This window comes from Paraburkholderia sp. WC7.3g (assembly GCF_050436345.1).
Classification (GTDB): Bacteria; Pseudomonadota; Gammaproteobacteria; order Burkholderiales; family Burkholderiaceae; genus Paraburkholderia; species Paraburkholderia podalyriae.
Genome location: NZ_JBNDMA010000002.1, coordinates 3111791 through 3123954 on the forward strand (window position 1 = coordinate 3111791; position 12164 = coordinate 3123954).

Here is a 12164-nt window from a genome sequence, read left to right on the forward strand (position 1 = left end):
TGGACTGGTGCGCCAGATCGCTAGTCGATAGCCCTCAGGATGAGCGAGTTCTCGTCATGCTCGCATGCGTACTCGCGTAGCGCGTAATACCGGTCAACAAGGTCGTCATAGTCGCCGCCCTGATCGTGGATCGTCCATATCAGCCGGTTGAGCACGAACAGGCTGATCGTGATTCCGGCAGCGTCAGCGGTCATTGACGCGTCGAACTGATTACCCTCGACAATCAATGTCATCCGTTCCGGCGCGCGGGGAGCCAGATAGAAACTGCCGTTCGATAGCTCGTAAAAATTCCAGGCCCCGTGCGCATACTCTGGCGACAGCTTGCCCGCGTAGGAGTACACCATGTTCTCTGCGATCGGCCATAAAAATCTGCCAATCATTTTCGGGAGAAACCTCAGGCGACGACTTTCAGGGACCAGTTTCGCAACGATTTCAGTCGGCTTTTTCCTCGCCATCTCACGCCCCCTTGAAAGCGACGACAGGGGTCTGCTCGACGCGCGCCAGGGGAACGATCGACGCGAGCACGTCGGACAGTTCCTGAGTCTCCTGGGCGATTTCATACGCAAGCTGGTAGTCCATCCAGGTCATCGCATCGTCCCCGAAGAACACTGCGAGGCGAACCGCCGTATCAGCCGTCAACCGGCGCTTGCCCTCGATGATCTCGCGGATACGGCGCGGCGCAACGCTGATCGCTTTCGCCAGCCTGACTTCAGTCACGCGCGCGTCGGCGATTCGCGCAGCGAGCGCTGCGCCAGCCGTCTGAGGAAGAGATTTTCCACCGCTGGACTGGCTCGATGCAGGCGGCGTCGGCGCTAACGTTGTCGAGGTCTTTTCGGCAGGCGTCGGCGCGGCCTTCGCTACGGGCGTCTTGTCGGCGGTCGCGACGTTCGTCGCGGGAGGCTTGGCGGCGGGTGTCGGCGCGACCTTCGTCGTCGGAGCTTTTGCAGCCGCCTTCGCCGCCACCGTCGTTTTTGCCTTCGGCTCAACCACACTCGCGGCCATCGTTTTCGTTGCCGGTGCTTCCGCTGCTGCCTGTTCTACCGGTGCTTTCGTTGCGGCGTGGTTCGTGGTGGTCTTCGTCGCTTTCATCGGGAATCCTATCTAATAAGTGGGTAATTACAAACAACTGCATACCCACCTTAAGGCGACCGCGCAGGCCTGTCCAGAGGCAAACTTCGGCCAGACTCAGACTTCTTCCGAGGCGGCAAGGATGCCGCGTTGACGGGCGAGGATTGCAACCGGGGCGGCGAGGATTTAGTGTCCGCTGGCAAGATTTGATACGCGGCTGATCGCGTCCCGCTGGTCTGCTCCCGTATCCATTCGAGCGCGGCGCGGTGCGCGTCCCGATACGAGCGCGAAGGATGGTCGCCGCGCTCGATTCCCTGACGGTAGGCGCGGCCAATCCACGCTCTCAGATCGTTCGACAGCGCGTACCAGTGTCTTCGGCATCCCCACGTATTGTGCGGGACGATCTGTTCGCAACCGGGCCACGGACAACGGTGCATGGCTATGTGCTCTCAGCCCTGAACACTTCGCCAAACACGATACGCAGGTCCTCACCCTTGCATGGTCTGCGTCCGTACCACTTGACCGCACGTGCCGCGCATTCATCAGCCCGCGCCTTCCATTCGCCGCCGCGCCGGATCGCTTCCGCGCGCACCTGATCGGCGAGGGTCACGCTTACGAGCGGCGCGCATTCGGCGACCGGAAATCTGTTCACGGCTTCCCACTCAGTGTGTCACCGCGCCGGATTGCTGACGCGGGTCCGCTGGTTCCGCACCCACCAGCGCGGCGCGTGCAATCCGCGCGATATCCGGCAGCGTGAGCGCGCTCGTCGTGCCTTCCGCGAGGTCGGCAATCAGCGCGAGCGCTTCGCGCAAACGTGCAGCGTCGTGCAATGCGCGGTGGCGCATCTGGTCGGAACGGATCACTCTGACCTCTCTCTGTCGCAGGTTCATGGCGTGGCCTCCATCGATAGCGCGTGCGCGAACGACAGCACGCACTGCTGTGCTGCAAGCGGTTCAACGACGACCTCGGTGCGCGGATTGGTGCGGTCGATGCCGTGATAGACGTGTTTCTCGCGCACCTGCCTGTCGTTCCTGTAGACGCCGGCCTGTACCAGCTCGCGCACACTGGCACGACCGGCCTTCACCCTCGCATAGCGGTCCTGCAGCACGTCGAGAATCACGGATTCATCGAGGTCCGGCCGTTCGGACGCGTAGAAAATCCGCAGCGTGACGCGCACCGGGCCGGTCAGTTGGACGCGGCACAGCGGCGGAATCTGCCGCAGCGCGTAGCACTCATAGGCGCGCGCCTTGTCCGACTTGATCGACATCGGCCGCGAGCGGATGCGGTTCGCGTCATCGCGATAGCGACGCGAAACGATTTCGCGGCTGTTCGCCTTGCCAGCGGGTTCGCCCAGGATCGTGAACGCAATCGCGCTCATGCTGTAACCTCATGCGGCTCTTCGTCGTCTTCGCCCGGCACGCGCGACGGCATGATGTCGGCCAACGTCCCGCCAAGCACTTCGAGCGCGACACGCCAGCGCTCGCGCTGCTCGTCCGCCGCGTTCACGACATACGCCCGGCCTGCTGGCGAGCGGATCGCCTCGAGTGCAATCCGCACGGCTTCAGGCGGCGGCGCGTTCGCGGGTTTCGCGGCGATGCCGTCGAGCAGATCAAAAGCCCAGCGCGCGGACGGCTCGCGTGTCGCGAGCGGCGCGAGGATGGCACGCATGCGCGCTACGCACTCCCGGCTGGACGCCAGCGGACGCCTTGCCATGCCGCTGCCGGTGCCGTCCTGTACGGCGAGTTCGCGCAGGCCTTCTCGCACGGCGTCGAGCAGGAAGCGCTCAAGGCGCGCGAGCCATTGCGGTGTGTTCGGACGGCCAGCCCGGTATGGCGAAGCATCGCGTTCGTCAGGCAACAGGTCCGCATAGCCAGATTCGACAAGGCGCTGCTGCACCTCGCGCCGCACCAGCGGCCAGCGTTCCGACACAAGCCCCCGGCGCACGTCAACCACCGAGCGATAGACGGCGAAATGACCGCGAATGATGCGCGTCACGACATCGTTGGCGCCCGCGTCGGCTTCGAAGTGGCAGAAGCAAAGCCACTTGCCCGCGCGGCCAACCGTCCCGAACAGCGGGCAGCCGTACGCTTCGCAGAAGCCCCAGCGCGGATCGCGCGCCGCCTCGGTGCCGTTCGCCTTGCTGTCGTCGTCCACGTTCGCACCTTCGCCTAGTGCAGCCGGTTCTGTGCCGTCTGAATCCGCCCGATGAACGCCTGCATGCTCTCGCCTGGCCGTGCCGCCACGATGCCGAGTTCGCGCGCCAGCGCGTCGAGCGCGGGGCCATCGAGCGACCACAACCCCGCGCCGTTGCGTGCGCCGTTGCCATGCGGCGGCCCGGGTCCGCTGTGCCGCTCGCGGTCGAGCCATGACGCGCGGAATCCTGCCCATGCGCGTTCGCAGCACGTCTGTAATGCGTTGTTGAGCGACATGCCGGCCTTCGCAGCTTCGCGCTCAATCCCCGCGATGGCCGTTTCGGTTACGCTCGCGCGTTTGCCACTGCGAAGGGTCAGCCAGTCGCTTGCGATCTGCGGATTAACGCCGAGGGATACAAGACGCGCCTGCGCGTCGAAGCGCGAAGCGCGTATGTTTTTGTTTTTAGGTTTTATATTTCTATTCTTCTCTTCTCTTATCTTGGGTAACGTTTTGCTAACGCCTGTAGCGTTACCTGAAGCATTAGCATCAGCGTTTCCCTGAGCGTTAGCAGCTTTATGCCGATGGACGCGAATCGCAGTGTGGGCGCGCTTCTTCGCGGATGCGCCGGTGTGCCAGTCAAAATGCGGCATCGAAATGCCGTCATCGTCAATCGTCAGCCAGCGAACGGAAATCATCGCGTCGGCGAAACCGGTAACGCCCGCTGTGTCATCGACTAACGTTTTGGTAACGCTTCGAGCGTTACCGTTTTCGGTGTGTTCATCGAACCACCGCCACACGCGAAACAGCTTGCCGAAAACCGCGTCGCGGTCCATCGACAGCATTGCCGCTATTGCCCACACTTCGGGCTTGTCGGGCGTGTTGGCTTCGATCTTGAGCCAGTTCATGACGCGGACCTCTCGGCAATACCTTTGAGCATCGCCATGTTCAGCGTTGTTCTGCCTGCAACGCCTCATGGATCGAAAACAGCAGATCGCTGGCCCTCGTACCGGAGGCATCGCGCAGCAACGCGCGTGAACGCGCATCCTGATCGCGCAGCGCAGCAAGACGGCCGCCAACGTGACGTGCAATGTTCTCTGCGTCGCGCAGAACGACGCGCGCCGCGCGCTCATAGTCGTCCAGCGTGCGTGCGCGCCTCGCGACGCGGATAGCGAAACTTCCCTTGATTCCGGAATCAGTCATGGTTTGCCCCTTCCAGCATTGCGCACAGAAACGCGGCCATCGCCGGCACGATGCGCCGCATGTCGGCCTGCATGGCGTCCGTCATCGCGTCATAGATCGCGATGGGATTCTTCGATAGATACCCGTCGCTTTCGAAGTCGCGCACGCGCCCCCATATCCAGAGCACGTCCTCGGGAATCCGGTTGATAGTCGCCGCGACATCGTTGCGAATTTCGCGGACAAGCGCTGCTGTTGAGGGCTTCCCTGCAGGGTCGCGCAGCGCGTCCTCGAACTGCGCTTCAGGAATCGCGGCCAGCTTCTGCCACTTCGAAGACTGATCGCGCGTTACGCCAAGATCGGCAAGCGTTTGCGGGCGGGAAGGTGTCGAATCGTGCGACACCTTGGGCGACGCGTTCGCCGGATTGACATTGCCTTTCGGCGTCGCCCGCATTTCCGCTTCGGCAAGTTCTTTCAGCAGCACGCCTGCGCGGCGTTCGGCGCGAAGGCGGATTGCGCACGCCTTACGTTCGGCGTCGGTGTTCTTCGCCTGCCTTGCATAGACTTCGAGCGCGAGTGCCCTGTCGCGAAGGTCTTTCACTTCATCGACGCGATGGCATTCCGCAATGGCGGTACACATTGCGACGTAGCGTGCATCGACCAGCGCCCCGGCGCGGGCGGTCATGTTGCGGCGCACGTCGATAACCGTATCGCGTGACGCGCTGGTCAGCCTGGCTATCGCCGTGTTGGTCGCGGTCGGATCGGCTTCGATGGCCTGCCGAATCGCGTCGCGGTTGACCTTGTAGCTGCGCGGGTACGTCTTGCCGTCCGAGCCGGTAAGGCGCGCTCCTTGATCGGCTGGATTCATCGCGTCGTCCTACGGTGTCGTCACCCCGGGAAAATCGTCTGTCGCAGTAAGCATGACGAATTCCTTTACTGGATTCACGGACTAAAAATTAGGCGTAAAAAGGCATCCCGTCAATTACGCTTACTTGTATTAAGAGTGCATGCAAGTGCATGGAAGTACACAGATGTCTTTTATAAAAAATCAAGGGGATAGGTGCATTCACTTAGGAAAATTGGATGTTTCAACCATTATCGTCAGGTTATGTAAATTCATCCTCGACACCCGCCGCGCAAGCTCCTGATGCGTATGAGAAGAAAAAATCAACGGCCGTTCTGAAAGCGGCAACTGATAATCTTTTTTGCGGCAGTGGGTTTTCGCTTTTTTCTTGAATTCAACCCGGCTTGACGCCTATCTTTCGATCCATGTTATTTCGACACGGAGCAAATTGTGTCAACCGCATTTATCGAACACTGGTCAATTCCGCATGAAGAAGGTGGGGAAAACCATATTGTCCGGTCGCCAGATAGCGAAGTGGCTTACGCGCACGCCTTGACTGTCTGTGATTCGATTCGCTCGGCCCGGTCGCCGGTCATCACCGGCCAGTATCGCGACATCGAAACGGGTCTATGGACAGTGTTCGTCCGCGTCCTGCCGGGTCCGCAGCAATGAGCGCATACGACTTCTCGCTGCTTGCCCGGCAGCCAATTGCGGAGCTTGGCCTGTCCGTACGGATCGCCAATCAGCTTCGTGCGGCCGGTATCACGTCGATAGGCGAGTTGTGCGAGCGTCGTGCGCGCGACCTGTTGCTGATTACGCACGTTGGCCCGGATTCTGTTCGGGCCGTTGTGGACGCGCTGACGCAACGCGGTCTTTCACTCAGGGAATTAGACCCATGAATGCAAGGGACGACTGGCTTGCGGAGCGCCGCAAGGGCATCGGCGGCAGCGACGCCGCCGCCGCTATCGGACAGTCGCGCTATCAGACAGCCTATGAGTTGTGGCTGGACAAGACCGGGCAGACAACAGGCGAGCGCGAAGACAACGAAACAACCCGCTTCGGCCGGGCGATGGAAGCCATCGCGGCCGATATGTTTGCGCATCGCACGGGTGTGCGTCTGCGCCGTCGCAATCAGATCATCCGACACCCGAAGTACCAGTTTATGGCTGCGTCCGTAGACAGGCTCGTTGAAGGTCGGCGCGAAGGCTTCGAAGCGAAGAACGTCAATGCGGATTTCTTCCGCTTCTCCGGCGAGTGGGGCGAACAGGGTTCGGATCAGGCTCCGGTCGAATATCTGTGCCAGTGCCATCACTATCTGACGGTACTGAACTACGACGCCTGGCACCTAGGCGCGGTTGTCGGTGGCAACCGTCTTGTCACTTACACCATCGAGCGCGACCCCGAATTTTCCGAACTGCTGATCGATCAGGAAATGACGTTCTGGACGTTCGTGGAAACCGGCGAGCCGCCGCCTTTCGACTACTCGCACCGGCATGCGGTTGAAATCCTGAAGCGCCTTTATCCCGGCACGACCGGCGAAACGGTCACGCTCGACGCCGCGCTGATGGACTGGCACAACGTTCGAGTCGGAGCTGATGAGCAGGTCAAGGCGTACCAAGCCGTTAGCGACGGCGCACGCGCCCACATTCTGCACGCAATGGGTGAAGCCGCAATCGGCCGACTTCCCAATGGTGGCGCGTACAAACGCAAGATCGTCCACCGTCCATCGTACAGCGTTGATGCGTGCGATTACACGACGCTGACGTACAGCAAACCGAAGGAAGGAAAGGAGGTTGCCGAATGATCGCAACAGTTGAAGAGGAACCGCGCACCCTGAAACGGTTCGAATTGAACCCCGACATGCTTGGCTACATCGAGCGCTTCGCGAATCTGATGGCGACGGCTGGCGTCACCGTTCCGGAACCGTATCGCGGCAAACCCGGCAATTGCGCAGCCGTGACGATTCAGGCGCTGCAATGGGGTATGAATCCATTCGCCGTTGCGGCAAAAACGCACTTCGTCAACAACCAGATCGGTTACGAGGCGCAACTCATCATCGCGGCTGTCAATACATCTGGCCTGCTGGTGGATCGCATCAACTGGGACTGGTTCGGCGATTGGGAAAAGATCGTCGGGCAGTTCGTTGAACGCGAGTCGAAAACGAAAAAGAATGACTACGGCGAGCCTGTCCGATACCGCGTGCCTGCATGGAACATCGAGGACGAGGAAGGCGTTGGGGTGCGTTGCTTTGCGACGCTCAGGGGTGAGCGCGAACCGCGCGTGCTGACGATCCTGATGAAGCAGGCGCGCGTGCGCAACTCGACGTTATGGGCGGATGACCCGAAGCAGCAGATTGCCTACCTGTCCGGTAAACGCTGGTCCCGGCTTCACGCGTCCGAAATTGTCTTTGGCGTGCGCACGCCTGACGAACTCGACGTGGTCGACAACGGCATGCGCGACATGGGGCCAGCCGAAGAAGTCAGACGGGAATCCGCGGCCCATGGATCGTCGCGCACAAGCAGCGTCAAGGAGCGCATGAAGAAGAACGCGACTACACGCAATGCGGCGCCGACGCTTGACGAGGTTCTGAAGGCCATTGCGGAAGCAACGAACAGCGGCGAAATGACGGCGGCAGGCGAACTTGCTACGAAGTTGCGCACCGATCAGGAAAAGGAAATCGCGCGCACGGCATACAGCGACAAGCTGAGTGCCGAACGCGCAGCGGCGCACGCGCAACCCGCGCAGGACGATCCTGCTGACGCAGGCTCGAAACGTGATCGCGGCGACGAAGTGGCAGCAATGACGTTCGCCCAGGTCATGGACGCGCTGGAAAAAGCGGAAACGCTCGACGCGCTCGATGTTGCCGTCGACCTGATACGCACCGTGCCGGACGAAGGCCAGCGCGAAGAGCTGGAAGAGTTCTATCTAGCGAAACGTCACAGGATGGAGAGTGAGCAATGATGCATTTTGAAAATCATCCTGTCAGGCTTGAACACATCAACACGCGCGTGGAATTTCACGGCGAAGAGGAACGGCTTGCGCTCGACCTGACCATCAAAGCGGACCTGCCGAATACTGCGCTCGATGATATGTCGCCGACGCTGCGCGGTTCGCTATATGAGGCGGATCGGCAAGCCGATATCGTTGACCCGGACAGTACGCCGGTACTGCGAAACCCACAGCTTGGCACGCTGCATTGGGCGGGCAAATTTGCGGGCGTAAAGCTCGCGCTGCGTGACGAAGACGACAACGGTCTGGCCGAATTGCACTTCATGGACGCGCGTCTGGATCGCGTTCGTTTCCAGCCGAAGGACGGGGGCACCTGTTCGTTCGTATGGCACATCCATGTGTACCCGGACGACGAAGCGACAACGGCTCACACGGTCTATTTTCTGCGCCGGCCGCACACGCTTGGAACAATGGACGTGCCCGATCCGAACGGCCTCGACGACGACCAGGAATGAACCGGACAGCGCCCGGATTCGGAATGCGCTGAAAGCCTACAACGAATGTGGAGGCTAAAATTGTTGCGGGACAAGCATCCTGAAGCATGGCAAGCCCTGATAAATCTTCTCGCGCGCAGCGTAGCGCGCGACATGGTACGGGGTTCCCGAGCGGCGAACAACACGGAGAACGAATCGAAATGCGAGTGGCAATCTATGCCCGCTTCTCAACGGACAAACAGAAAGAAACATCGGTCACGGACCAAATAAACGTATGTGCGCGTCGCGTTGCGACGCTGGCTGAGTGCGAAATTGTTGCCCGTCATTCGGACGAAGGTATCTCGGGTGGGACGCGGGTCGAATCACGTCCTGGCGGCAAGCAGCTGATGGCCGACGCGATGGCGGGCCGGTTCGATGTACTGGTCGTCGAAGCGCTGGACCGCCTGTCGCGCGATCAGGTCGAGCAGGAAACCATTCTGCGTCGGCTTGAGTTTCGCGGTATCCGCGTGCTCGGCGTGTCCGATGGCTACGATTCAACCTCGAGTAGCCGCAAGGTGCAGCGGACCGTTCGCGGCCTTGTCAACGAACTCTATATTGATGATCTTCGCTGCAAGACGCTGCGCGGGCAGACCGGCCAGGTGGATCGCGGGTTCGTCGCAGGTGGCAAAAGCTACGGCTACGACCTCGTCAAGGGCGAGCATGGCAGCGATTACCGCGTCAACGACGAACAGGCGAAGTGGGTGCGGTTCATCTTCGAGAAGTTCGCGGCGGGCTGGTCCACCTTCAGGATATGCGACGAACTCAACGGCCTCGGCGTGCCGTCGCCGCGCAACACAACCTGGATGCGTTCCGCGCTGTACGGCTCACCGCGCAAGGGTTCCGGCATTCTCAATAACTCGGCCTACATCGGTATCTATATCTGGAACCGCTCGCAGTGGATAAAGGACCCCGACACGGGCGCGCGTGTACGCCAGGACAGGCCGGAAAGCGAATGGAAAACCGAACGCCGCGACCACTACCGCATCGTCAGCGATGACCTCTGGCACTCAGTGCGCACGCGCATGGGCGCGGATCGCCTGAACGCCGGGACTTCGGGGGCTGGACGCGCGCCGCGCAGCCTGTTCGGTGGACTGCTGCGCTGCCCGGAGTGCGGCGGGGCAATGGTTTCAATCAACCAGCGTTACTACGGCTGCGTGACCCGAAAGGAACGCGGCCTGCAAGCGTGTCGCGGCGTGAACATTTACCGCACCGAAACCGACGAACGATTGCTCAATATCCTGCGCGATGAACTGCTGTCCGACGACGCCCAGGCAGGTATTGATTCGGCCGTGCGCCGATATTTCGCGAACGAACAGGACGATGCGGCCGGATCGGCCAGGGAGATTCGAGCGAAGGTAAGCACGCTCGACCGGCAGATCGAAAATCTGACGCAGGCGCTGGCAGAAATAGGCGTTTCAGCGGCCCTGATGGAACGGCTGAAAAAAGCGGAAGGCGAGCGTGAGGCGCTTACCCAGGCCTTGACTCGAACGAAGGTCAACAGCGAACAGTTCGCAGAAATTGCCCAACGCGCGAAAGCACGAACAACAGAACTCAGGGAAGCGTTATCGGGGGAATCCGTCGATGAAGCGCGGCAAATAATTGCGACGCTGATGGGACCGATAGAGATACAGAAGAAGGACGGTGCTTACTTCGCGTCCTATGAAGACGTTTCCGAACAACTGCTCGTCTGTGCTGCCGGAAATCAGTCTCGAATTGTGGTTGCGGGGGTAGGATTTGAACCTACGACCTTCGGGTTATGAGCCCGACGAGCTGCCAGACTGCTCCACCCCGCGTCAGAGAAAAAGATTATATAAGGTCGCTGGCAAAACGTCAAACCTCTGGGCAGAACTTTTCTCAAACGACGTCGTCAGGCGAAAGTTCTTCGCGCGCTAGGCGCGGCGTGATGATCAAGCTCGCTTATCGAGCCTCGCGATGCTGGAACTCGAGACTCGATAAACACGCGTGAGCACGGGAACGGCGTGGGCGACGTAACAGGCGCCGGTTTCGACCGGCGCGGCCCCCGCTATAATCGGCCTTGCTCTCATCACGCACGCATCGGATATTTCCGTGAAAATCGTCACCTGCTATCTTCATCGATGACCGAGGATATCCGCAGAGTTCCATGAGACGGCTGGAAGCCCAGCATCTACAAGGATTTCAGACCATAGACATCCAAAGAAAATCTGGGCTGTCCAGGCTAAAACTGTATATCGTTCTGTATATCGCCTGCCCGATATACGGCCATGCATTCCTACCCAACCAAGCTGTCGGACGCCGCGTGCAAGAACTCGAAGCCGCGCGAGCGCAGCTACACGCTTGCAGATGGCGGCGGACTTCACCTACTCGTCAAATTCAATGGTGCGCGCCTGTGGCAATACCGCGCGACCGTTCTGGGCAAGCCCGTTCTGGTGTCGCTTGGGCAGTACCCGGACGTCGGACTATCGGAGGCTCGCCGCAAGCATCAGGACGCCCGCAAACTGGTAGCCCTTGGCATTCATCCGACCGAGGATCGAAGGCGCCGAGAAACGGAGCTGAAAATTGCAGAGCGGAAACGCCAGGTCGGATCATTCCGAGCTGTATGCACTGTCTGGCGCGCACGTACGGACGGCTCGTTGCGCCCCGCCTCTATCGCTCAACGCGAGCGAGAGATAAACAAGCACCTGATTCCGAAGCTGGGCGATCGCCTGATGGCAGACGTTACGCGATTTGATTTGGCGGAGTTGCTGCGGGACATATCCGCCCGCACGCCTGAAGTGGCGCACAATCTGCGCACATATCTGAGTGCAATATGGGAGCATGCCGCCGACCACGGGATGGTGGCCGCCAACATCGTCCCGCTGAAGCTGACCGGCAGAGGGCCGAAGGCGAGCCACGCCGCGCTAAAGACTGCACGCCTGGGCGACTTCCTGCGCGCCCTGGACGCCGACCCCGCTGACCTACAGGGGAAGATCGCAATTAAGCTCATCATTCTGAACGCCGCGCGCAAAAGCGAGGTAATTGGCGGTCAGTGGGTGGAAATCGATTTTGACGCTGCCGAGTGGCGCATCCCACCTGAACGCATGAAAAGTGGAAGGGAACACGTCGTGCCGTTGTCGCGTCAGTCCGTTGCGCTTCTGCGCGAGCTACGTGCCCTATCTGGCGAGGACGTAATGTTTCCGAACAGGCGTGACCCCAAGCGCCCAATGGCAGGCCGGAGCATCAACAATGTAATGGATCGCATGGGCTTCACGGAAGAAGCAAAGCCGCACGGTTTCCGCACGCTGTTCAGCACATACTGGCACGAAGCCTTGGCACCGAACGACGTAATCGAACTGTGCCTGTCGCATAGCGTCGGCTCTACGGTAAGCCGCGTTTACAATCGCGCGCTGCTGTTAGAAGAGCGTCGCGAGTTGCTGCAGCGCTGGGCCGACTTAATCGATAACTTGACACAGGTGTCCGTCTAATCCCGCAATTACACGTGA

17 protein-coding genes and 1 tRNA gene are annotated in these 12164 nt (G+C 60.4%); 8 read left to right on the forward strand and 10 right to left on the reverse strand.

Going from position 1 to position 12164, the window contains the following annotated elements:
* Window positions 1-20: 20 nt before the first annotated feature.
* From OKW43_RS25670 to OKW43_RS25710, 9 genes are all read right to left on the reverse strand, one after another.
* Window positions 21-455 (reverse strand): antirestriction protein, encoded by a 435-nt coding sequence (locus OKW43_RS25670; RefSeq protein WP_429450535.1) that lies wholly within the window; start codon window positions 453-455, stop codon window positions 21-23.
* Window position 456: 1 nt separating this feature from the next.
* Entirely contained in the window at window positions 457-963 is a 507-nt protein-coding gene (locus tag OKW43_RS25675; protein WP_429450537.1) for a HigA family addiction module antitoxin, read from the reverse strand.
* A 544-nt stretch (window positions 964-1507) separates the two neighbouring features.
* Complete coding sequence (locus OKW43_RS25680) at window positions 1508-1720, reverse strand: hypothetical protein (RefSeq protein ID WP_429450539.1); 213 nt, start codon at window positions 1718-1720, stop codon at window positions 1508-1510.
* Between the two features lie 10 nt (window positions 1721-1730).
* The gene (locus tag OKW43_RS25685; protein ID WP_184063986.1) at window positions 1731-1958 is read right to left on the reverse strand and encodes a hypothetical protein; all 228 of its coding nucleotides are present in this window, start codon (window positions 1956-1958) and stop codon (window positions 1731-1733) included.
* A complete protein-coding gene (locus OKW43_RS25690; protein ID WP_429450541.1) occupies window positions 1955-2446 on the reverse strand; it encodes a RusA family crossover junction endodeoxyribonuclease in 492 nt (163 codons plus the stop codon). Before OKW43_RS25690 ends, OKW43_RS25685 begins: the two co-directional genes overlap by 4 nt.
* A complete protein-coding gene (locus OKW43_RS25695) occupies window positions 2443-3222 on the reverse strand; it encodes a hypothetical protein (protein ID WP_429450543.1) in 780 nt (259 codons plus the stop codon). Before OKW43_RS25695 ends, OKW43_RS25690 begins: the two co-directional genes overlap by 4 nt.
* Before the next feature lie 14 nt (window positions 3223-3236).
* A complete protein-coding gene (locus OKW43_RS25700) occupies window positions 3237-4106 on the reverse strand; it encodes a hypothetical protein (RefSeq protein ID WP_429450545.1) in 870 nt (289 codons plus the stop codon).
* A 40-nt stretch (window positions 4107-4146) separates the two neighbouring features.
* Entirely contained in the window at window positions 4147-4401 is a 255-nt protein-coding gene (locus OKW43_RS25705) for a hypothetical protein (protein WP_429450547.1), read from the reverse strand.
* Window positions 4394-5245, reverse strand: a complete 852-nt coding sequence (locus OKW43_RS25710) for a hypothetical protein (RefSeq protein ID WP_429450549.1) — start codon at window positions 5243-5245, stop codon at window positions 4394-4396. Before OKW43_RS25710 ends, OKW43_RS25705 begins: the two co-directional genes overlap by 8 nt.
* Before the next feature lie 215 nt (window positions 5246-5460).
* Between OKW43_RS25710 and OKW43_RS25715 the strand changes: the two genes are divergently transcribed.
* The 7 genes from OKW43_RS25715 to OKW43_RS25745 all read left to right on the forward strand — a co-directional run bounded on the left by OKW43_RS25715 (window position 5461) and on the right by OKW43_RS25745 (window position 10463).
* Window positions 5461-5613, forward strand: coding sequence for a hypothetical protein (locus OKW43_RS25715; RefSeq protein WP_429450551.1), 153 nt, complete (start codon window positions 5461-5463; stop codon window positions 5611-5613).
* Window positions 5614-5671: 58 nt separating this feature from the next.
* On the forward strand, window positions 5672-5893 hold the full coding sequence (locus tag OKW43_RS25720; protein WP_429450553.1) for a hypothetical protein: 222 nt from the start codon (window positions 5672-5674) through the stop codon (window positions 5891-5893).
* A complete protein-coding gene (locus tag OKW43_RS25725; RefSeq protein ID WP_429450555.1) occupies window positions 5890-6120 on the forward strand; it encodes a DNA-directed RNA polymerase subunit alpha C-terminal domain-containing protein in 231 nt (76 codons plus the stop codon). The genes OKW43_RS25720 and OKW43_RS25725 overlap by 4 nt, the downstream gene beginning before the upstream one ends.
* Complete coding sequence (locus OKW43_RS25730; protein WP_429450557.1) at window positions 6117-7025, forward strand: YqaJ viral recombinase family protein; 909 nt, start codon at window positions 6117-6119, stop codon at window positions 7023-7025. Before OKW43_RS25725 ends, OKW43_RS25730 begins: the two co-directional genes overlap by 4 nt.
* Window positions 7022-8182, forward strand: coding sequence for a RecT family recombinase (locus tag OKW43_RS25735; protein WP_429450559.1), 1161 nt, complete (start codon window positions 7022-7024; stop codon window positions 8180-8182). The genes OKW43_RS25730 and OKW43_RS25735 overlap by 4 nt, the downstream gene beginning before the upstream one ends.
* On the forward strand, window positions 8179-8685 hold the full coding sequence (locus tag OKW43_RS25740; protein WP_429450561.1) for a hypothetical protein: 507 nt from the start codon (window positions 8179-8181) through the stop codon (window positions 8683-8685). The genes OKW43_RS25735 and OKW43_RS25740 overlap by 4 nt, the downstream gene beginning before the upstream one ends.
* Window positions 8686-8864: 179 nt before the next feature.
* Window positions 8865-10463: a recombinase family protein gene (locus tag OKW43_RS25745; protein ID WP_429451786.1), complete on the forward strand. Its 1599-nt coding sequence runs from the start codon at window positions 8865-8867 to the stop codon at window positions 10461-10463.
* Here OKW43_RS25745 and OKW43_RS25750 read toward each other — a convergent pair.
* Window positions 10420-10496: transfer RNA gene (locus OKW43_RS25750), tRNA-Met, on the reverse strand. The genes OKW43_RS25745 and OKW43_RS25750 overlap by 44 nt on opposite strands.
* 450 nt (window positions 10497-10946) lie before the next feature.
* Between OKW43_RS25750 and OKW43_RS25755 the strand changes: the two genes are divergently transcribed.
* Window positions 10947-12146 carry a tyrosine-type recombinase/integrase gene (locus tag OKW43_RS25755; RefSeq protein WP_429450563.1) on the forward strand — a complete coding sequence of 400 codons (1200 nt, stop codon included), beginning with the start codon at window positions 10947-10949 and terminating at the stop codon, window positions 12144-12146.
* Window positions 12147-12164: the final 18 nt, after the last annotated feature.